Origin of the sequence: Catenulispora sp. EB89 (assembly GCF_041261445.1) — a bacterium.
Lineage (GTDB): Bacteria > Actinomycetota > Actinomycetes > Streptomycetales > Catenulisporaceae > Catenulispora.
Genome location: NZ_JBGCCU010000020.1, coordinates 146,285 through 165,886, shown reverse-complemented (window position 1 = coordinate 165,886; position 19,602 = coordinate 146,285). Strand labels below are relative to the sequence as shown.

19 protein-coding genes and 1 pseudogene are annotated in these 19,602 nt (G+C 70.6%); 8 read left to right on the top strand and 12 right to left on the bottom strand.

All coding sequences use genetic code 11. The features are described 5' to 3' along the window. Positions 1–221: 221 nt before the first annotated feature. Positions 222–1,595 carry a C39 family peptidase gene (locus tag ABH920_RS34390; protein WP_370353419.1) on the bottom strand — a complete coding sequence of 458 codons (1,374 nt, stop codon included), beginning with the start codon at positions 1,593–1,595 and terminating at the stop codon, positions 222–224. Positions 1,596–1,929: 334 nt separating this feature from the next. On the opposite strand from ABH920_RS34390, the gene ABH920_RS34385 reads away from it, so the two are divergent. The 3 genes from ABH920_RS34385 to ABH920_RS34375 all read left to right on the top strand — a co-directional run bounded on the left by ABH920_RS34385 (position 1,930) and on the right by ABH920_RS34375 (position 4,067). Then, the gene (locus ABH920_RS34385; protein ID WP_370353418.1) at positions 1,930–2,442 is read left to right on the top strand and encodes a SigE family RNA polymerase sigma factor; all 513 of its coding nucleotides are present in this window, start codon (positions 1,930–1,932) and stop codon (positions 2,440–2,442) included. Positions 2,443–2,474: 32 nt separating this feature from the next. Continuing rightward, complete coding sequence (locus tag ABH920_RS34380; protein WP_370353417.1) at positions 2,475–3,398, top strand: hypothetical protein; 924 nt, start codon at positions 2,475–2,477, stop codon at positions 3,396–3,398. A 279-nt stretch (positions 3,399–3,677) separates the two neighbouring features. Further along, a complete protein-coding gene (locus ABH920_RS34375; RefSeq protein ID WP_370353416.1) occupies positions 3,678–4,067 on the top strand; it encodes a hypothetical protein in 390 nt (129 codons plus the stop codon). Positions 4,068–4,086: 19 nt separating this feature from the next. On the opposite strand, the gene ABH920_RS34370 is transcribed toward ABH920_RS34375, so the two are convergent. Further along, entirely contained in the window at positions 4,087–7,413 is a 3,327-nt protein-coding gene (locus tag ABH920_RS34370; protein ID WP_370353415.1) for a CHAT domain-containing protein, read from the bottom strand. A 45-nt stretch (positions 7,414–7,458) separates the two neighbouring features. Further along, positions 7,459–8,418, bottom strand: a complete 960-nt coding sequence (locus ABH920_RS34365; protein WP_370353414.1) for an NAD(P)H-quinone oxidoreductase — start codon at positions 8,416–8,418, stop codon at positions 7,459–7,461. Between the two features lie 92 nt (positions 8,419–8,510). On the opposite strand from ABH920_RS34365, the gene ABH920_RS34360 reads away from it, so the two are divergent. After that, entirely contained in the window at positions 8,511–9,098 is a 588-nt protein-coding gene (locus ABH920_RS34360) for a TetR/AcrR family transcriptional regulator (protein ID WP_370353413.1), read from the top strand. 23 nt (positions 9,099–9,121) lie between these two features. After that, entirely contained in the window at positions 9,122–9,790 is a 669-nt protein-coding gene (locus tag ABH920_RS34355; RefSeq protein WP_370353412.1) for an HAD family hydrolase, read from the top strand. 36 nt (positions 9,791–9,826) lie between these two features. Here the strand turns inward: ABH920_RS34355 and ABH920_RS34350 are convergent, their stop codons facing one another. The 7 genes and pseudogenes from ABH920_RS34350 to ABH920_RS34320 all read right to left on the bottom strand — a co-directional run bounded on the left by ABH920_RS34350 (position 9,827) and on the right by ABH920_RS34320 (position 12,332). After that, entirely contained in the window at positions 9,827–9,970 is a 144-nt protein-coding gene (locus tag ABH920_RS34350; protein ID WP_370353411.1) for a hypothetical protein, read from the bottom strand. A 33-nt stretch (positions 9,971–10,003) separates the two neighbouring features. After that, on the bottom strand, positions 10,004–10,288 hold the full coding sequence (locus tag ABH920_RS34345; protein ID WP_370353410.1) for a hypothetical protein: 285 nt from the start codon (positions 10,286–10,288) through the stop codon (positions 10,004–10,006). A 4-nt stretch (positions 10,289–10,292) separates the two neighbouring features. Then, a complete protein-coding gene (locus ABH920_RS34340) occupies positions 10,293–10,664 on the bottom strand; it encodes a hypothetical protein (protein WP_370353409.1) in 372 nt (123 codons plus the stop codon). Between the two features lie 164 nt (positions 10,665–10,828). Next, a pseudogene (locus ABH920_RS34335) lies at positions 10,829–11,317 on the bottom strand (transposase); the annotation flags it as partial. A 26-nt stretch (positions 11,318–11,343) separates the two neighbouring features. After that, positions 11,344–11,481: a hypothetical protein gene (locus ABH920_RS34330; protein ID WP_370353408.1), complete on the bottom strand. Its 138-nt coding sequence runs from the start codon at positions 11,479–11,481 to the stop codon at positions 11,344–11,346. Positions 11,482–11,575: 94 nt separating this feature from the next. Then, positions 11,576–11,818 carry a hypothetical protein gene (locus tag ABH920_RS34325; RefSeq protein WP_370353407.1) on the bottom strand — a complete coding sequence of 81 codons (243 nt, stop codon included), beginning with the start codon at positions 11,816–11,818 and terminating at the stop codon, positions 11,576–11,578. Beyond that, on the bottom strand, positions 11,802–12,332 hold the full coding sequence (locus tag ABH920_RS34320; protein ID WP_370353406.1) for a hypothetical protein: 531 nt from the start codon (positions 12,330–12,332) through the stop codon (positions 11,802–11,804). The genes ABH920_RS34325 and ABH920_RS34320 overlap by 17 nt, the downstream gene beginning before the upstream one ends. 184 nt (positions 12,333–12,516) lie before the next feature. Between ABH920_RS34320 and ABH920_RS34315 the strand changes: the two genes are divergently transcribed. Beyond that, positions 12,517–14,010, top strand: coding sequence for an MFS transporter (locus ABH920_RS34315; protein WP_370353405.1), 1,494 nt, complete (start codon positions 12,517–12,519; stop codon positions 14,008–14,010). A gap of 112 nt (positions 14,011–14,122) precedes the next feature. Here the strand turns inward: ABH920_RS34315 and ABH920_RS34310 are convergent, their stop codons facing one another. Next, positions 14,123–17,083, bottom strand: coding sequence for a PKD domain-containing protein (locus tag ABH920_RS34310; protein ID WP_370353404.1), 2,961 nt, complete (start codon positions 17,081–17,083; stop codon positions 14,123–14,125). A 221-nt stretch (positions 17,084–17,304) separates the two neighbouring features. Here ABH920_RS34310 and ABH920_RS34305 point away from each other — a divergent pair, with 221 nt between their 5' ends. Together ABH920_RS34305 and ABH920_RS34300 are read left to right on the top strand one after the other, a co-directional pair. Next, on the top strand, positions 17,305–18,117 hold the full coding sequence (locus ABH920_RS34305) for a phytanoyl-CoA dioxygenase family protein (protein ID WP_370353403.1): 813 nt from the start codon (positions 17,305–17,307) through the stop codon (positions 18,115–18,117). Next, positions 18,114–19,097, top strand: coding sequence for an AraC family transcriptional regulator (locus ABH920_RS34300; protein ID WP_370353402.1), 984 nt, complete (start codon positions 18,114–18,116; stop codon positions 19,095–19,097). Before ABH920_RS34305 ends, ABH920_RS34300 begins: the two co-directional genes overlap by 4 nt. On the opposite strand, the gene ABH920_RS34295 is transcribed toward ABH920_RS34300, so the two are convergent. Continuing rightward, entirely contained in the window at positions 19,094–19,594 is a 501-nt protein-coding gene (locus ABH920_RS34295) for a metallophosphoesterase (RefSeq protein ID WP_370353401.1), read from the bottom strand. The genes ABH920_RS34300 and ABH920_RS34295 overlap by 4 nt on opposite strands. Positions 19,595–19,602: the final 8 nt, after the last annotated feature.

Here is a 19,602-nt window from a genome sequence, read left to right as displayed (position 1 = left end):
CCCTCGAGCCGTCGTCGCACCGCTTTGCGGTTGGGCCGCAGGTGGTCATCCAAAAGGCAGTGCACGTCTCAAGCCTACTGGGCCAGGGGTTCGGGGGGCTGTTCGCAGCGGTCGGCGGGGCGGAGGTGGCGATGGTCACGTCGGCAGTGCCGACGACTGAGGCCTCCCGCGCGGCCGGCGCGGGAGGCCTCGATCAGCGCTCATCCCCAGGGGATCAGCTCTCAGCCCCAGCTATCGGAAGGCCAGCTGGGGTTGCGCGGATCGACGACGTCCGGCAGCCCCTTGTCGTGCGGCTTGATCAGGTACGCGACGCCGCCGGAGCTGTACCCGGGCTTCCCGTCGGCCTTCGTGAAGTTGGTCCGCAGCCACACGTTCTCGAACGTCCGGCGCGGATACACCGTGTACACCCCGGCGTCGGTCTGGGCGGCCGGGTCGTTCACGATCACGTCGCCGGTGTCGGTGAAGCCGATGACGAGCCACAGGTGCCCGTTGCTCGCGTAGCGGCCGTTCTCCGCCAAGGTGAACGACTGCGCGGTCACGATCGGGAACCCGGCCGCGATCAGCACTTCCAGCTCGGTCATCGAGTTCAGCCGCACGACCATCGCGTCCAAGCCGTACGACGCCGCGTACGCACAGGTGAACGGCCAGTTCCCAGTGCCCTGATACCCGTAGTCGTAGCTGTACCGAGCCGCCTGGTCCACCGCCGGGTCGGCATAGCTCGGATCGATCCAGGACAGCTGATCGGCCGTGGGCTTCTTGCCCCAGTACTCGACCACCATCTCCGTCGACGTCGGGCTGCACCACGCCTCACCGCCGCCGCCGTACACCGGGTACTGCCCGTCGTGCACGTACTGCGCGTACGGCTTGACCGGCAACGTGACCCCGGTCGCCGGTCCAGGCGTGCTGGCCGGCACCGTGGTCCGCGTGGGGACGTCGGACGCGGCCGCGCCGATCTGCCAGACCCGCGGCGTCACCGGCGAACCGGGGTGGCGCAACAGGGTCAGGCGCAGCTGGTAGGCGCTCATCGAGTGCCCGGTTTCGCTGCTCCAGGTGTCGGTGTCGACCTCGCCGTAGGTGTTGCTCTGGCCGTTGACGGAGGTGCGGTTGAGCTCGCTGTCGTCGAATGCCCAGATCCCCATCACCCAGGTGTCGACGTGGCCGTCCTCCATCGTGGCCAGGAGCTCCACCTTCAGGAACGTGCCCTTCGGCGTGTCCGCGTTCCAGTGCGCGGTCAGCTGCGTGGCGCCGAAGTCCAGCCGACGCAACGGGGAGGTCCAGGTCGCGTACTCGTACTCCGTGGTGGTGTTCAAATAAGGGTCGGTATACGACGTGGTCCCCACTGCCTCCGCGATGACGACGCCCAACCGCGGCCCGGGCAGCTGCAGCACGCCGTCGGACGTCCCGCACTGGAAGTCAGCATGCGTGGTCCACCGGTCGAACCGGACCCGTGCCTGGTCTGTGTCCGTTGCTGTAGCGGTGTTCTTTGCCGCAGCGGTGGTCGCTGCTGCCGCCGTCCCGGCTCCCGTGATCCCCAATGCCCCCACTACCGCCGCGCCGACGACGGCCCCGCCGGTGAGTACCACCCGCCTGCTCACCGAACCGCCCGCGTCCTGTCGATCCGATGGAGAGTTCGCTGACATCTGTCCTCCAAGTCCCCGCGCCAGAATGCCGCCATCGTTCCGGGCGTGTTTGCTCGGAACGATGTGTTGAATCATGTTGAATCCTAGCTCGGTGACATGATCGGAAGTAAGTCAACGGAGAATCCTGACGGATACGCGCCAATGATCTTGGAATGTGACGGCGCGCCACCCGCTATGCCTGATAAATCCCCGCCGAGACCTCCCACCCCCGAACCGTCGTCTACTACACCGAGAGGGGATGCCGGTCCGCGGCGGGCATCCCCACCGGACGACCACGGGGAGGACAGGCTTGAGCGTCGACACGGAGTTCACCGCCTATGCCGTCGCTCGTGCCCAGCGCCTCCGTGACACGGCATACCTGCTGTGCGGAGACTGGCACGCCGCGCAGGACCTGACGCAGGCCACGTTCGTGAAGCTGTACCGGGCCTGGAAACGGGTCGAGCGCAGCGAGAGTATCGACGCCTACGCGCGCCAGGTCATGCTGCGCACGTTCCTGGACTCGCGGCGGCCGAAGCGCTCGACGGAGCGGCCCATGGCCGACGTGCCGGAGGGTGCCGCGCCGGTGGGCGGCGATCCCGCGCTTCGGGTGACGCTGCTGGCGGCGTTGGCGCGGCTGCCGATCAACCGCCGGGCGGTGTTGGTGCTGCGTTTCTGGGAGGACCAGAGCGTCGAGGCCACGGCCGCGGCGATGGGGCTTTCCGGCAGCGCGGTCAAGACGCTGACCCAGCGGGCGCTGGCCGAACTGCGCGAGGTCCTGCGGGACGACAGCGCGTTGGCCGAGCTCGACTTCCTCCTGGTCTGACGGCCTGAAACCACTTCACGGAGCGAGGAACGATGATTCCGGAAGACTCGATGCGCGAGCGCATCACCGCGGAACTGGAGGCGACGCGCCCGCCGCTCGGCGACCTGGTCGCCCGGTCCGCCGCCGAGGGGCGGCGGCAGAAGAGGCGCACGCGGATCGGCGCCGGCGCCCTGAGCGCGGTCGGGGTGCTGGCCGTCGCGGGCGCCGTGGCGCGGTTCGCGCCGTCCTCGCCGGCCCCGGCCCACGACGTCGGCTCGGGCTCGAGCTCGGGGGCCGCCCCGGGCGTCCACCCGACCGCCACGACGCCGACGAAGGCCCTGGGGAAGACGTCGGGCGGCACGTCGTCGTCGCCCGAGCCGACCACCCCGACCGCCCCCACGACCCCCACCACCCCGACATCCCCGTCGTCGCCGACCACGACCAGGCTGCCGGTCTCCTCGATCGTCCAACACGTCGATCCCGGCCCCGTCACCCTCGCCAAGGGCTTCTACCTCAGCTACGGCACCAGCTCGATGTCCTGGTGGACCTACGAGGGCGGCCTGACGATGCAGTACGGCGGCTCCAACACCTGGGGCTCCGACTTCGTCGGCGGCGGCATCTCCGATCGGCTCGTCACCGGCATGTACGTCGGCGACAAGGACATCGTGGCGGCCGCCATGACCGTCGACGGCAAGGTCTATCCGGCCACCGTGGTCAAGGTGAACGGGAGCCACGGCTGGTGCGGCCTCTATGTGCTGCGACCGTCGGGGACGACGTCGTGGAACACCTTCCGGATCGACGTCTACGACAGCAGCGGCGCACTGGTCGCCACCTCCTTCAGCGGCGATACCACGGGTCCGCCGCCTACCAGCCAGCCGACCGCCCCGCCTCATGGGGCGCCGCCGTACACCGACATCCCGCTCGGCACGCCGTTTCCCGGGGCGACGAGCGTGCCACCGCCCGGCGGAGGCACGTGACAGGCAACTGAGACGGGGCCCGGCGGCGGCAGCCGCCGGGCCCTACCTGTTTTCCCTACAAGGAACCAAGGGAACGCGCGGCGCACAGCGCGCGTCCAAGGTGGCATGATGCGCCGAGGTTCAACCCAATGGATAGTCGCATTCGGAGTCGCCCTGACCGTTGCAGGGTGTTCCGCAGCCGCTGCGTCGCCGACCGGCAGTGCCGGCAATACGAGCAGCACAGGCAGTACGAGCAGTACGAGCAGTGCCGGCAGCAAAGGAACCAGCGGTCCCGCCCCCGTGCCGGCGACCGCGTACCTGAGGGTCGTCCAGAACTACAACGTGCCCGTTCAGAGCACACGTACCGCCGGTCCCTATTCGCTGACCTACGACGTCACGGACAAGAAGGTCATCGCCCGGCTGGCCGCGATGATCAGCGCTCTGCCGGTGGCACCCGACCAGAACATCGCGGTTCCGTGCACATCCTCGATGGGGCCGGCCTACGAACTGGACTTCCGGGACTCGAAGAACGCTCCGGACACCGCCGACGCCGCGATCGTGTGCTTCGGCGTGGACGTGACCGTGGGTTCCCACCTGGAGCCGACCCGAACCATGGGACCGATGGGCGACACTCACTTCCTGTCGGAGGTCGAGGCGTTGTTGGATCCTTTTATGCCCAAGGCCGGCTAGGCGGTCGGGCGGCTGACCACTAGGCCCCGGTGTGCGTGTGCGCCGCCCACAACGCCGGGTCGTCCGGGTACCGGGCGCGAAGGGCACGGATCGCGTCGTGCAGCGCGCGGGCACTCGTATCGGTCCGTGGCGGAAGCGTTCCGCCGCTGGTCAGGCGATCGTAGAAGGCGGTCGCCAGGTCGGCGGCGACCTGGTCGTCGACCGACCACAGCGTGCCGATCACGTGCCGGTAGCCGGCGAGCTGGAACGCCCCGGTGAAGTGCAGGAACTGGTCGGACAGCCGCACCGGCGCGATCCCGGTGTCGCAGGCCGACAGGTAGGCCAGATCAGCGGTCAGATTCAGGTGGCTGACGTCGTCCAGGGTCAGCGGCGCGACGTCGTGGTCGGTCAGGATGAGGTGGCTGCGCGCCGGATCGGTCCGGTCCGCGTGGCCGTGGCACGCGAAGTGCGCGATCTGGTAGCCGGGCAGCGCGTCGAGCACGCCGGCCCGCGACGGCCGCAGCAGCGGCCTGGCGTCCGGGACCATCCGCAGCAGTGCCTGCGTCTCGGTGACGACGCCGGGCAGCCGCGCGCCGGGCGTGTCGGGCACCGGGACGATCAGCGTCGCCGGAATGCTGCGCCGGGGCCGCTCCCGCTGGGCGAGCGCGCCGATCGTCGTCGTGTACGACGACACGACGCGGTCCAGGACGGACAGCGCGGGCGACGGTGATGGCGACGGCGACGACGGCGCCGACCCCTGCTCGCGATCGCCACCGGAAGCCGACCGGTACCGGCCGGCGGCGTGGAACGGCAGGAAGGACAGCACATGCGCCGGGCACCACCACAGCCGCGGCCACTCCTGTCCCTCCGGCGGCGTACCGGTGAAGCCGAGGTGATCCAGCACAGGCGCCGCCGCGACCTCCCACAACCACTCCAGGACGTCGACCACCTCGTCCCGAACCTGTCGATGCTTCTCGGGGGACAGATCGCGCCGCAGCGCCGCACGGCCGGCCCCGGCAAGCCGCTCCGCCTGCCTGGCCGCCTCCACGCGATCGAGATCCGGGAGCCGAACCAGCTCCACAGGGGCGCTGCGGCCAGGACCGTCGCCGTTGCCATCGCCGGTCAGGACCAGCGCGTCAGAGCGGAACAACCCAGCGCTGATCATCACGACCGGCCCACTCCTCGCGAGCCGCGAAAGCTGCTCGATCCGCGGCGGACGCTGAAAGCCCTCGAACCCCGGAACCCCTCTGATTCGATCGAGTAGTGCTCCAAGCTCTCGATACGCCGCCCGCGCAAGCTTCGGCGAACTCAACTGCGTACGCACCCGAGCCAAATCCGCCGCCCACCCCGGCGCCGCCGTCCGCAGCCGCTCCAACTCACCGCTGCGCTGGTTCAGCGTGTCGGCCGCGAGCACACCACGCGTGCGTTCCAGCAACTCCACAGCCCGCGACGGCTGCCCCGCCGACAGCGCGGCGCTCGCCGCCTGCCCGGGCAGATCCACGAGCTCTCCCAGACGATGCGCACGGTCGGCTTCCGTGACCCCGTCCAGGGTCAGAACCTCCGCCAACTCCACGGCCCGCTCGATGGCCGCAAGAGCGGCCTCTCCGTCTTCAAGACGTTCGGAGATGGAGGCCAGATGCATGTAGCTCTGTACGCGCATATCCAGCGGCACCATGGTGGAGTCGGCAATCTCCTGGCTGTAGCCCCGAGCCTCCCTGAGAAGTTCGCTATCGGACCGGGCCATGGAGAGCCCTTGAAGCGTCAGCCCGAGCTCGCCGATGCACTCCTGGCGCACGGGATGGTCCGCCGGGATGGCCGCCACGCTTTCCCGCAGTATGGAGACCGCCTTAACGAGCTCACTCTCATCTCTGCTGTGCAGGTAACGCACGCGGTACAGGCTGCCGAGGATCGCCAGCCGGTGTCCGTACGCGATCGGCTCGGTCCCGGTGTCGACCGCCTCCTGGGCGGTCTCGATCGCTTCGTCCAATACGCGCACGTCCTTGGTGCACAGATAGAGCTGCCTGAGCCGGCGCGCGAGAGTGCTGAGGTAGCGCGGGCGATTGAGCAGCCCCGGCGGCGTCATCGCCAACACCTGTCGGCTGATGCGTACCGACTCCTCCAGAACGCTGAGCTCTTCGGTGCGTTCGTAGAGGGCGTGCAACGACGCCGCGAGCTCATCGAGCTCGACGTGGGGAGCGCCCTGGTCGGGCCGCTTCGCGGCAATCGCTATACGAAGGGTCTCGATGGACTCCTCAAGCGCGTGGAAGTCGCGGGTCAGGTCGTACCGCACACGGAGAAACGTGCCGAGCCGATAGAGGTACGGGGAATCGGCTCGAACGCCTCCTCTCCGGCTCTGCACGTCTGTATCGACGGCCTCGCGCAGATACTCAAGAGCCTCATCCAACCGATCCACATCACCGGTCGCTTCCGCCATCTCAGCCAGGGCGTCACCCAGAGCGGCGACACTCGTTGCCCTGTTCGGGTGGCCCGGCGGCGACACGGAGACAGACTCTTTAAGGAGTGTCAGTCTCTCGTCCATATACGACTGCTCGTCGGTGGATATGTACATGAACTTCAGAACCCTGGCCAGGATGTTGATCCGCTCTGCGCGCCCGGCATCATCGCGCGGAGTTATAGCTACCGCCTCCCGGCACGTCTTTAGGGACTCCTCCAGAGCGCTCATGTCGTTCGTGGCCTGAAAGCGCGATCGCAGCAGCGAACCGAGCACGGTGAGATAGACCGCATAGGAGACGTGCGTAAGCGGAATCTCTCTGAGTACTTCGCGCACGTACCGGATCGCCTCATCGAGGTACGTCAGCGTATACGTGCGCGCATAGAGTGCCTTGTTGATGTCGGAGCCGAGCCCCGCGTGCAGATAGCGATCCGGATGCCCGGACGGGACCACCTTTAGCGCCGCCTCCACTAACGCGAGCGCGTCCAGAAGTGGCTGCGTATCGGCGCTGCGCTCGGACTCGGTGATCAGGGCCGTGGCCCGCGCGGCAAGCCCGAGCGGGTCAGCGGCCGGAACGGGATCCCTCTGGAGGTGCACGAGGACCCTCTCCCGCAACTCCTGCGGCACGACTCCCGCCACGAGCCCATGCATGCGCGAGAACATCCGCACCGCCTCGGCCACCTCACCTTCGGCGCTCCGACCGTCCGGCGCGCGTCCGGCCCCGATGGCATTCGCGCACGCCCACCGATACCGCCCGAGTGCGATGGTCGCAGTGGCGTCCGGATAGGGCCCCGTCGCCGTCTGCAGAGCCTGTGCCGCCCGCAGCGCCTCCGCGTCGAGGATCCGCGCAGGCGCTGACCGGGCGTCTTGAAGCCGTCGCTGGAGCTGTTGGAGCGCATCGTCGCGAGCTGACACAGCCACCTCCCCGCCTCGCCTGCCGTCTGACGGACCACGGTACCGTCAGCCGTTGACCAGGATGATCTTCCCCGTGTGCCCGCCGGCCTCCATCAGCCGGTGTGCCTCCGCGGCCTCGGACATCGGCAGCGTCCGGTCGACGACCACCTTCACGGCGCCGTTCTCGATCATCGGCCACACGTGCTTCTGCACGTCGGCGATGATCTCGGCCTTCTGCTCCTTGGACCGGCTGCGCAGCGTCGTGCCGATCACCGACAGCCGCTTGTACAGCAGCTCGGTGAGGTTGAGCGACGCCTCCAGGCCGTCCTGGAGGCCGATGACGATCAGCCGTCCGTCGGCGGCGAGTGAGCGGACGTTGCGGTCGAGGTACGCCCCGCCGATGACGTCGAGGATGACGTCGTAGGGTCCGTGCTCGGCGAAGTCCTCGGTGCGGTAGTCGATCGCCTGGTCGGCGCCCAGCTCCCGGGCCAGTGCCGCCTTCTCGGGGCCGCCGACCGTGGTGACGACCCGGGCCCCCAGCGCCTTGCCGATCTGGACCGCCGTCGTCCCGATGCCCCCGCCGCCGCCGTGGACCAGCAGCGCCTCGCCGGCCTGCAACCCGGCGGTCAGCACCAGGTTGGACCACACCGTCGCGGTCGCCTCCGGCAGTGCCGCGGCCTCGGTCAAGCTGACGCCGCGCGGCACGGTCAGCACCTGCCCGGCGGGAACGGCGACCTTCTGGGCGTAACCGCCGCCGGTCAGCAGCGCGCAGACCTCCTGGCCCACCTCCCAGCCGGTGACGCCGTCGCCGACCGCGCCGATCCGGCCCGACACCTCCAGCCCCGGATACGGCGAGGTCCCCGGCGGCAGCGGGTACAGCCCGTAGCGCTGCATCACGTCGGCGCGGTTCAGGGCGCTGGCGGAGACGTCGATGACGACCTCGCCGGCGGCCGGCGCCGGGTCGTCGACCTCGGTCCATTCCAGCATCTCCGGGCCGCCGAATTCCTTGATCACTACTGCTTTCACGACTGTTCCGATCGGGGGGCGAAGGGTATGATGTTTGCAGTGCTTACATTAGCCAATCAATGTGAGCACTGCAAACATGGAAGAGGTGTCTCATGTCACGCGCCGAGGTCCCCTACCACCACGGCGACCTGCGCGCCGCCTGCGTGCGCGCCGCGCGGGAGCTGCTGGAGGAGGACGGCAGCGCCAGCCTGTCGCTGCGGGCGGTGGCGCGCCGCGCCGGCGTGTCCGCGACGGCCCCTTACCGGCACTTCGCCGTGCGCGAGCAGCTCGTCTCCGCCGTCGCCGCCGAGGGCTACCGCGAACTCGGCGCACAGCTGCTCGCGGCGAACCCGGCGCCGGCGACGCCGCAGGACCTCGTCGAACTCGCCGTCGCCTACGTCCGCTTCGCCCTGGAACGCCCGGCCCTGTTCCGCGCCATGTTCGCAGAACCCTGCGACCCCACCAGCGAGGAGCGGGTCGCCGCGGTGGCCGCCGTGTCGGAGTACTTGCAGGCCATCGTCCACACCGTCTTCCCCGCCGCAGACCCCGGTCCACTCTCCACGGCTGTATGGGCACTGGTGCACGGGCTCGCGTTTCTGCACCTTGACGGCAAGCTCGACGCCTCCACGCCCGAGGCTGCTGCCGAGCAGGTCCGCGCGGCCATCAACGCGATGCTCGCCATCTCTACGTCTCTGCACTGAATCGCCATCCGTATGATCACCGCATGCGCTTCGCTTTCTTCGACCTCGACGACACCCTCGTGGACGCTCGGTCAGCCCTGCGCGCCTGGTCCGCGGATTTCGCCGCAGAGTACGTAGTCGGCCGCGAAGACGCGGCTTCCGACGTGTTCGAGCTCGTGGACGCCGCTACGAACTGGCCGGCGTTCGTCGCCGATGCCCGCGAGCGTTACGGCATAACGGCGCCGGACGACCAGCTCATGGCGCACGTCGCCGCCGTCTACCCGGGCAAGTTCGTCCTCGAACCGCAGGTACGGCACGGCCTGGCGGAGCTGCGCGCGGCCGGCTGGCTGCTCGGCATCGTCACCAACGGCACCACCCTCGTACAGCAGGCCAAGGTCGACAGCGTCGGCCTGCGGGAGCACGTCGACGTGGTCGTCGACTCCGAGGCCGCCGGCCACCGCAAGCCGGACCGCCGCATCTTCGAGCTCGCGGCCGCCGAACTCGGCGTGGACCTGGGACCGCACGGCTGGATGGTCGGCGACCGGCTCGACAAGGACGTGGCCGGGGGCGCGGCCGCCGGACTCCGGACCATCTGGATCTCCCAGGACGGTCCGGACCCCGATCCGCCACGCGAGGCGGCGATGCGGCCGACCCGCACCGCCGCGTCCATCACCGACGCGTTCGCGATCGTCGGCGGATCGGGTCCGGCCTGATCGCCCGCTTTTCGCGGCGCCCTACGCTTCGGCGCCCTACACCGCAGCAGCCGCGCCGGCATCCACGTCCAGCGCCGCCTCCACCACGGCCGGGTCCGAGTGCCGACGCAGGGCCGTGACAGCCGTCCGGCACCCCGTCGGCCAGCGCAGTTCAGTGCCGACCGCGTCCACCAGATGCACGGCGATCAGCCCGGCGTCCGGATCGAGTAATAGTCAAGACTTGTGGATGAAGCTCGGCCGGTAACGCGCTCCGTAGATGCCTGTCCAGCAGTGTCGGCAGAAGATGTTGTCGTTCGTCTCGTCGAGATGGACCTCGGCGCGGCGTGGAAGATCCCGGATTGCGTCGAAGCGGAGTGGGCCGGACATCGAGCAGTAGTAGCCGCCTTGGGACGGCCGGAACGCTGCCGTGGACTGAGGGTCCAGTAGCAGCCGGTTCCCAGCCGCCGCGAGGGCCTGGACCAGCGGAAGGAGGTGGCCGTATCCGTCGTCGTCTGTCATGGCATCACTCGGCTTCGGGCAGTTTCGCGATGTAGAGCAGGGCGTGGGCGCGTCCGGGCCAGGCCGTGTCGGGTCGGCCGACGTGGATCTGGGTGAGGATGCGCGAGCGCTGGTCGGGTCCGCCGCCGAGGAACACCTCGAGGTCGTCGGTGATGTGCTGGGTGTCTTCTTCCACCTCGGGCGTGCGGTCGGCGACGGCGAAGTGGAGACCGACGGCGTCCGGTCGCGGCTCGACGGCGATGCCGAGGATGTCCGGTCCGATCAGCCCCAGCGCGGCTTGTCCGGTCATGAGCAGCAGGTAGTTCCGCCGCAGCAGGGTGCGTTCCTCGGCAGCGGTGAGATGCGGGTTGTAGTACTGCTGGGCGGGGTGATCCACTCCGGCAGGGTATCGGTCCACTTGCCTGAACAGGGACTCCGCCATCATGCGGCGGCCCGGGATCCGGCGCCACAGGTGACCTTCGTCCGCAACCTGACGGTGGAGAAGGCGGACTCGATCGGGTTCGTGGTGCGCAGGTGAACCCAGTGCTCGGCCGGGAAGTCTTAGAACGCCAGCAGCACGTCCTCGTTGTCGACGATCTTCGCCACGGCCTTGGGAACTTCGCCGAGTACTGCTTGTCGAAGGCCCGGATCGCCGTGGCGGCGTGTTCCTGGTCTTCGGCGTTGTAGATGTCGGCGATCGCTGCCTTCGCCGCCGGCTGCGCGGACTTGGGAAGACTGTCCAAAAACGTTGGCGGTCTTGTGGACCCAGCACCTCTGTTCGCGGGTGTCGGGAAACACCTGCCGCAACGCCTTCCAGCACCCGAGCGCGCCGTCGCCGACTGCGAGGATCGGTGCGCGCATCCCGCGCCGTTTGGCATCGCGCAGCAAGCTCGCCCACGACTCGCCGGACTCCCGGTAGCCGGAGTCCATGGCTATCAGCTCTTTGCTGCCGTCGGCGCGGACACTTATGAGAACCAGCACGCGGGCCTTCGCCTCGTCCAGGCGGACCTTCAGATGGACGCTGTCGGCCCACACGTAGACGAGTCGGTCTTCGACAGATCGCGGGTCTGGAACACCTAGTGGTCATCGGTCCACTGGGCCGTGAGCCGGGTGACCGTGGCCGCCGATAGGCCTGGGGTCGAGCCGAGGAACTGCTCCAGGGCCGGGGCGAAGTCGCCGGTGGACAGGCCGTGCAGATACAGCAGCGGCAGCACCTCGGCATCTTCGGGGTCTTCCGGGCCCAGGGCGGCAATATCGCCGAGGCGAACCGCGTGCGCTCCCCGGTGGCCTCATCAACCCGCTGGTCGTTCACCCGCGGGGCCTTGACCCGCACCCGCCGGCACTGGTGGTCATGGTGCGCTCGGTGTCGTGGCCGTCGCGCACCACCAGTCGCCGGCCATGCTCAGCGCGGACTTCGGCCAGCTCGGCCAGGTAGGCGTTCACCTCGGCTTCCAATGCGGCGGCCAGCATCCGCCGCGCCCCCTCCCGGACGATCTCGTCGATCAACGAACCGTTCGGCGTCATCCTGTCGGCATCAACTACCGTAAGCATGGGCGTGCCATCCCGACCGACGCGCCAACGTCGGCAGCCGCTCGGCGACCTTCGCCGAGCACACCGGCAGCAGCTTGGCGGTGTCGGTGTCGCCGAGCCGGTCGCGGGAGGACTCGGCGAGCCGGTCGGCCAGGTCGGTCCGCTTGGCGGTGCCGACCAGGCGGATCAGGGTGCGGCGCCAGTGCGGGGAGGCGTCGTCGACGGTGGCCAGGATCGCCGCGTCGGCCTCGGCGTCGGGGCGCGCGACGCACGCGTACAGGGCCAGGGCCCTGATGCGGTGCAGCGGGTCGTGCAGCGCGGCGATCACCCGGTCCGACCGGTGCGCGGCCATGGCCGTCTTCAGGCCGAGCTCGCGTTCGTAGGCGCCGCCGGCTGCGAACGCGTCGAGGACGGCGTCCAACGCGGCGGGATCGGCGCTGAGCCGGGCGGCCTCGGTGGCGAGGCGGCGCGCGCGGGTCGGGTAGTCGAGGGGGTCGAGCACGGCGAGGAGATCGGCCGCGGCGGAGTGGGACATCAGCCCATGATGCCCGGCGTGGTGCGTCGGGCGCGTCTGAAATAGCACCTACCGGTTCGGGGCGGCGACCGGCGCGGCGACCCGTGCGCGACCGGCGCGGCGACCGACCCCGTGACCGCCCCGGCCACCGTCGCGCGCGGCAACCTGGTTGGCGTAGTCGCCGTCCTTGATCAAGACTGGTCGCATGCATCCGCGGCGCTGGCACATTCTCATGGCTCTGAGCGTCGCGCTGTGCACGGTCAACATCGGCACGCTGGCCCTGAACATCGGCCTGCCGAGCATCGGCGTCGCGATGCGGGCGACGACCAGCCAGCTCCAGTGGATCACCGAGACGTACGTCCTGGCGCTCGCCGCCCTGATGATCACCATGGGCTCGCTGGCCGACCGCTTCGGCCGTCGGCGGCTGCTGGTGGCCGGGCTGCTCCTGTACGGCGTGGCCTCGGCGGGCGGCGCCCTGTGCCACGCGCCGTGGCAGCTCATCGCGGTGCGCGCGGTGCTCGGCGCGGCCGGGGCGATGATCATGCCTGCCACGCTGTCGATCGTCCGGAGCGTCTTCCCGCCCGAGGAGATGGTCAAGGCGATGGCGGTGTGGACCGGCGTGGTCAGCGCGGGGGTGATGCTCGGGCCGATCGCCGGCGGGGTGCTGGTGGAGGCCTGGGGCTGGCCGGCGCTGTTCTGGATGAACGTGCCGCTGGTCGCGGGCTCGCTGCTGGCCGTCGCGCTGGTGGTGCCGGAATCGCGCGCGGCCGGGCGGCGTCCGCTGGACCCGGTGGGCATGGTGCTGGGCGCGGCCTCGACCACCGCGCTGGTCTACGCGGTGATCCAGGCTCCGCACGCGGGCTGGCTCAGCGCGCGCACGCTGGGGACGCTCGCCGGCGGCGCGGCGGGCTTCGTGCTGTTCCTGTGGTGGGAGCGCCGGACCGCGTACCCGATGCTCGACCTGACGCTGTTCCACAACCCGCGCTTCTGGGCGGCGAGCATGGCGGTGACGATCGCGTACTTCGCGCTCATGGGTACCGCCTTCCTGCTGACGCTGTACATGCAGACGGTCCAGGGCCACAGCCCGGTCGGCTCGGCGCTGCGGCTGACCCCGATGGCGGTGGCCGCGGGCCTGTCCGCGGCGGCGGCCGAACCGCTCGTCCACCGGTTCGGCACCCGCGACGTCGTCGCCGGCGGCCTGGCCGTGACCACCCTCGGCATGCTGGTGTTCTCCACGGTCGGCTGGCGCAACAACGAACCGCTGGTCCTGACCGGCCTCGGCGTGCTGACCCTGGGCCTCGTAGCCGCGGGCATCGCCGCCAGCGAGTCGATCATGAGCTCGGTCTCGGAGGACCAGGCCGGCTCCGCCGCGGCGGTCGACGAGACCTCGATCGAACTCGGCGGCACCCTCGGTGTCGCGATCATGGGCAGCGTCTACGCGGCCGGCTTTGCCGCCGGCCTGACCACGGCCGCCCGATCCCTCCCGGCTGAGCTCCGCAAGGTCGCCACCGAATCGATCAGCGGCGCGATCGAAGCCGCGGACCGTGTCGGCGGCCCGCTCGGCGCCGACTTCGCCGCGACCGCTCGGGCCTCGTTCCTGGACGGGACGCAGACCGCTGCCTGGATCGGCGCGGGGGTGGCTTTCGCCGGGGCTTTGCTGACGGTGCGGTTTCTCCCCGGCCGGGAGTCTGCGCGGTAGCCCCCGAGCCGCGATCGGGTTCGCCAACGAGTCGGGGCGACCGCGAACTTCTCGCGGCCGCCCCGGGGCGTTACAGGGTCCTGCTGTTAGCTACCGATCCTCGTACCAGGGCCTAGCTCGGGCTCCCCATGCACGCGTACGGAGCCCCGACCTGCGCCGGAACCGACGTCACCCCCGGCGGCAGCGCGCCGTGCAGTGCGTAGTACGCCAGGTCGGTGGTGATCGCCTGGGTGTCGGCGGCCGTGGCGCCCGCGGCGTTGATGAAGTTGCCGGGGCCGACCTGGGCCAGGGTGTTCACCGGATCGACGCCGTAGGAGAACGGCGTTCCCGGGCCCGGCAGGTCCGAGGGGTTCGCCCAGTTGCACACGTTGCTGTACAGCGCGCGCACCGCCGGGGTGCCCACCGCGTACACCAGGTAGTTGCCGTCGAGCGTGTCCGCCCACGCCACCGCGAACGAGGTGGTCACCTGCTGGGCGGGCAGGCCGGCCGCGGCTGCGGAGGCCTGGGCGGTCGTCGCGTCCGCGGCGTCGGCCGCGTACAGGACGATCTGGTTCGCCCAGCTCGCCGGGGCCGTCGGCAGCGCCGGCGCCGCGTGCCAGGAGCCGGACGGGTCGCCGCTGCGCGCCCCAGCCGTCTCCTCGCTGAGGGTGCCCGCGTTCGTCAGGTACAGGTTCGAGGGCTGCTCGTCGACCTGGTACGCCATCGCGCCCGCGATGCCGTCGGCCGTGCCCGGCAGGGTCTTGCTCTGCCAGCCGGTGCCGTCGTTGTACGTGACCGCCGGTGCGCCGGACGCCGTCAGGTAGAAGACCTCCATGCCCAGCGGCGCGCTGACGCTGGTCTCGGTCAGCGTGCCGGGAGGCTGCGGGAAGTCGCCGACGTTGGCCGGCAGCACCGAGGGCAGCAGGTAGGTCGTCGCCGCCTTGCCGCCGGCCGCGGTGGGCGAGCCGGGCAGGGTGGACGGCTTCCACCAGGACCCGTTCTGCGTGGCCTCGCCGAGGGTGCCGTCAGGGGCCGTGTAGAAGACCTCTGCCGTACCCGCCGCCGTTGTCGCCGCGGCCAGGCTGCTGCCCTTGGCCGCGAAGGCCGCCATCGGCACCGTGATCCAGGTCGGGCCGATGTCGGTGCTCGACGTCACCAGGCCGCCCGGGCCGATCCCGAGGATGACCGGGCCGTTCGTGGTGTCGGCGAGAACCAGCGAGCCGGGCTGCGCGACCGGCGCCGGGTCGAGCACCTTGGTGCTCCAGCCGGAGGCCGACTGCACGTCCGCGGACAGCTGTCGGTGGTTGTTGACGAAGAAGACCTCGGTGCCGCCGTCGGCCGTCGTCGTGGCGTTGACCGCCCCGCCGGCGATCGCCGTGCCGGGCAGCGCCTGAGTCTGCCAGCCGCCGGCGGTCTGCGAGGTCTCGGCGAGCGAGCCGTTCGCGGTGCGGTAGAAGGCGTGCGCCGTGTTTACGGAGGCGTTCGCCGCGTCCGGGTAGGTCAGGGCCGTGATGTCACCGGTGGCGTCCGGGGTTCCCGGGACGGCCCACTGGATCCACTGCCCGCCGTTCCAGTAGTCGACCGCGAGGCCGCCGGCCGACCGGGTGAACGTGTACTGCACCACCGGCAGCGGGTCGTACCAGATCTGGTCGGTCGGTGCCGACGCGACGGCCGCCGAGGCCGCGACCACCTGGATGTTCTTGCGCACCGTGGTGGTGGTGCCGAAGCTGGAGGTGATCGTGACGGTGGCCGTGTACGTGCCCGGCTCGCTGAAGACGTGCGTCACGTCCGCGCCGGTCTCGTTGGTCATCCGGGTGTCGCCGAAGGTCCAGTAGTAGCCGGTGATCGTGCCGCCGGGCACCGAGCCGGAGGCGTGGAACTGCGCGGTGGCGCCGTCCACGGCCACGGTCGCGGCGTCCATGGCGCCGGCCGGGTTCGGCTGCTGCGCGGTGGTCGGCGGGGTCACCAGGGCCCACTGCTCGCCCGGGCTCTCCACACTCGCCGCGAAGGCCGCCAGGTCCTTGATGTTCTGGTCGTACTGGACGTCCACGGCCGCGTCGCCGGAGAAGTCGCCGTTGACCATGTTGATCGTGCCGTCGGCGTTGATGCCGGAGATCAGCCCGACGTGGTCGGCGAAGCCGTTGGGCAGGCGGCCGGGGCGGTAGAAGAGCACCGCGTCGCCCGGCTCCGGCGTGCCGGTGTCCGCCTGCGGGTTCTGCCCCTGGTGCACGGCCCAGGTGTGGAACGAGACCGCGCCGGCGTTGAGCGTGTTCATGTCCGCGGTGACGCCGGCCTGCTGCCACACCCACTTCGCGAAGTCCGCGCACCAGGTCTCGTTCTGGTTCCGGACGTTGAACGTGGAGTTGTAGCCGCAGCCGTCGCTGTTGGACGAGAAGCCCGCGACCAGGGTGCTGTACGGGTCGCAGTCGATGGTGTTGAAGTTCGGCACCGGGGGATCGGTCTGGACTCCGACCTGGCTGAGCGCGATGTCCGCGATCTTCTGGCCGAGCGGCGTCGCGTCCGTGGCGGCGGCGGGCTTGGCCGCCCGCGCCTTGGCGGCCGCGGCCTTCTCGGCCGGCGCGGAGCCCGAGCACACGCCCGGCGCGGAGATGTTCCAGGCGGTCTTCAGCGCCGCCGGCAGGCCGGTCGCGCAGCCGTACAGCCCGGTGCTGACCAGCCGCCAGCTGCTCCCGGTCTGGACGAAGACGCCGGTGTTGGCGTCCTGCAGGGCGACGGCCTGCTCCGGCGTGGCCGAGTCGGCAGCGTCGAAGGCGGCGACGGCCCAGGACTGGCCGTCCGCGGTGCCGGTGTGCAGGGTGCCGGCGCGGATGCCGGCGATCGCGTCGCCGCCGACGTGCCGTCCGGCCGCGAAGGCCCGGGTCAGCGTCGCCGCGGTGGCCGTGGTGGCCGTGGTGGCCGTGGTGGCCGAGGCGGACGAGGCGGACGAGGCGGCGGGTGTGGCGGTGGACGGCGTCGCGGGGTTCTGCGACGAGTCGGCCGTGGCGGCCGGGACCGTCGCGGTCGCGAGTGTGAGAGTGGTGAGTACGGAGACGAGTACCCGTCTCCTCAGGGGGCCTGAACGTGTGCGTGACATGGGCGGTGTCCCTCTCAGCCCGACGGAGTCAACCTTCTGCGTAGGGTGGAGCGACTGAGAGGGTATCGCGGATTGGCGTGGAGTGGTGTGGACTGATGTGGAGCCGGTGTCCTCGGGCTGATCTGACCGCGCTCAGCCGAGGGCGTAGCCTGTCCGGATTCCCCACCTCCGTGACCGTCGGGCCGCTCTGCAAGCGCCAGAGCCCCGCCTACCTTCGAGACATGGCCGAACAGCACATGCAGACCGTCACCGAAACCGCCGCTCCCGCCGCCGCGCGGTACCCGATCACCGACGCCGATGTCCGTTTCTACCGCGAGAACGGCTACCTCCTGGTCAAGGGTCTCCTCGACGGCGACGAGGCCGCCGCGATGCGCGAGGAGTGCCACGGCCTCCTGGGGCGCCTCAACGAGACCGACGACCCGACGTGGGGGAGCGCCCGCGAGGCCGCCGGCGCCGCCGCCACCCGGCTGCGGCACTGCCACGACACCCAGTTCCACTCCGCCGCCTTCGCCAGGCTGCTCGTCGACCGCCGCTTCACCGACACCGCCGCGGCGCTGAACGGCAGCCCCAACCTCCAGCTCCACCACACCAAGATGTTCGTCAAGCCGCCGGAGAACGGCTCTCCGTTCCCCATGCACCAGGACCACCCCTTCTTCCCGCACGCGAAGGACACCGTCGCCGCCGCGATCTTCCACTTCACCGACGCCGAGGAGGAGCGCGGCTGCGTCCGCGTCGTGCCGGGCAGCCACCACAACGGCCCGCTGGAGCACATCGAAGACGGCAGCTGGCACTTGGCGCCGGACCAGTGGCGGCTGGACGATGCGGTGCCGTGCCCGGCGGAGGCCGGTGACGTGCTGTTCTTCACCTACCTCACGGTGCACGGCTCCGGGCTCAACACCTCCGACCAGGAACGCGTCACGTGGCTGGTGCAGTACCGGGACCCGGAGGACCGGCCGACCACCGACGACCACCAGTGGTCGCTCGGGCAGGGCATGATCCTGCGCGGCGTGGATCCCACGGCGCGCCGGCCGTGACTGCCGACGCCACGGCGGACGGGCTGCGCCTTTCGGGCGCGGCCCTGCGCCGGCTGCGAGCCGAGCGGGTCGGCGTCCGACTCGCCGGCCGCCGGATCGAGTTCGTCGACTGGGGCTTCTACGCCCCCGAGCCGTGGCGCAACTTCCCCCACGTCCACTCCTGCTACGAGCTCTGCTACACCTACGCGGGGCGTGGCACGTTCCGCGTCGGCGGTGTCGACCACGCGATCGGCCCGGGAGAGCTGTTCCTGGCCCGGCCCGGCGACGTCCACGACATCGTGGCCTCCGACGACGATCCGATGGGCATCGTGTTCTGGTCGTGGGCCGTGCTCCAGGACGCGGCCGGTGCGAAAGCTGGGGCCGCTGCTGGCCCGACCGCCGAGGACGACCGCGACGCCGCCGATCTCATGGAGGCCTTCACCACCGGCGACGACCGCATCGCAGTGGCCGCCGACGGTCCTGTTCCCCGCATTCTGCTGCTGCTCGCCCGCGAAGCGTCCGACCCCGGACCCGGCAGCGCGGAGATGATCAGCTCCCTCGCCTCAGCGCTCGTCCTGGCCGCGGCCCGCGCCCTCAGCGACCCGTCGTCCCACAGCCTGCCGCGCCACCCCGCCCGGCTCGCTCCCGCGGCCCCCGGCGCCCCGACCGTGACGACGATGATCCGCTACCTGCGCGACAACTACCACCGCCCGGTGCGCATCCGCGAGGTCGCCGCCCAGGTGCACCTGAGCGAGCGGCACGCGGCGCGGCTGTTCCGCGAGTTCGCCGGGTGCACCGTGCACGCCTACCTGGCCCGGTGCCGGCTGGAGGCCGCCGCGCAGCTGCTCTGCGACCCCGGCCACCACGACACCCCCATCGCCGCGATCGCCCGCTCCTGCGGCTACCTCGACCGCCGCCACTTCACCGAGTCGTTCCAACGGCATTGGGGCCTGTCCCCGGCCGCTCTTCGGGCCCGCGGCGGTACCAAGCACCTTCCTTAGCGAGGCGGCAGGTCGTGCAGGCGCACATCGCTGAGCCGGCCGTCCTCCACGGCGGCGGTCATGAACGTCGCAAAAGGCTGCCGACGCCGGTCGGTCGGCGAGCCGGGGTTCAGCAGGCGCAGGCCGCCGGGTGCCTGACTGTCCCACGGGATGTGGCTGTGCCCGAACACCAGGACGTCGGTGTCAGGGAACTGCGCCGCGCACCGCTGCTCACGTCCCTGCGCCGGACCGGTCTCGTGCACCACGGCGAACCGGCACGACGCCAGCTCGACCCGCGCCACCAACGGAAGCCGCTCCTGCAAGGCCGGGCCGTCGTTGTTCCCGTAGACCGCGACCAGCCGCTTCGAGCGTTCCTGGAACAGGTCGAGGGTGGCGGTGTCGACCCAGTCCCCGGCGTGGAACACGACGTCGGCCTCGTCCAGCGCGTCGAGCAGCGGCGCGGGCAGCGCCTTGGCACGGGTCGGGAGGTGGGTGTCCGTGGTCAGCAGCAGGCGCACGCGTGTCT

What these genes read in the sequence shown, in the direction of transcription:
- ABH920_RS34310 (WP_370353404.1), bottom strand. Translation starts at nt 17,083, where the DNA reads ATGTCACGCACACGTTCAGGCCCCCTGAGGAGACGGGTACTCGTCTCC.
- ABH920_RS34355 (WP_370353412.1), top strand. Translation starts at nt 9,122, where the DNA reads ATGCGCTTCGCTTTCTTCGACCTCGACGACACCCTCGTGGACGCTCGG.
- ABH920_RS34325 (WP_370353407.1), bottom strand. Translation starts at nt 11,818, where the DNA reads ATGCTTACGGTAGTTGATGCCGACAGGATGACGCCGAACGGTTCGTTG.
- ABH920_RS34315 (WP_370353405.1), top strand. Translation starts at nt 12,517, where the DNA reads ATGCATCCGCGGCGCTGGCACATTCTCATGGCTCTGAGCGTCGCGCTG.
- ABH920_RS34305 (WP_370353403.1), top strand. Translation starts at nt 17,305, where the DNA reads ATGGCCGAACAGCACATGCAGACCGTCACCGAAACCGCCGCTCCCGCC.
- ABH920_RS34360 (WP_370353413.1), top strand. Translation starts at nt 8,511, where the DNA reads ATGTCACGCGCCGAGGTCCCCTACCACCACGGCGACCTGCGCGCCGCC.
- ABH920_RS34380 (WP_370353417.1), top strand. Translation starts at nt 2,475, where the DNA reads ATGATTCCGGAAGACTCGATGCGCGAGCGCATCACCGCGGAACTGGAG.
- ABH920_RS34320 (WP_370353406.1), bottom strand. Translation starts at nt 12,332, where the DNA reads ATGTCCCACTCCGCCGCGGCCGATCTCCTCGCCGTGCTCGACCCCCTC.
- ABH920_RS34345 (WP_370353410.1), bottom strand. Translation starts at nt 10,288, where the DNA reads ATGACAGACGACGACGGATACGGCCACCTCCTTCCGCTGGTCCAGGCC.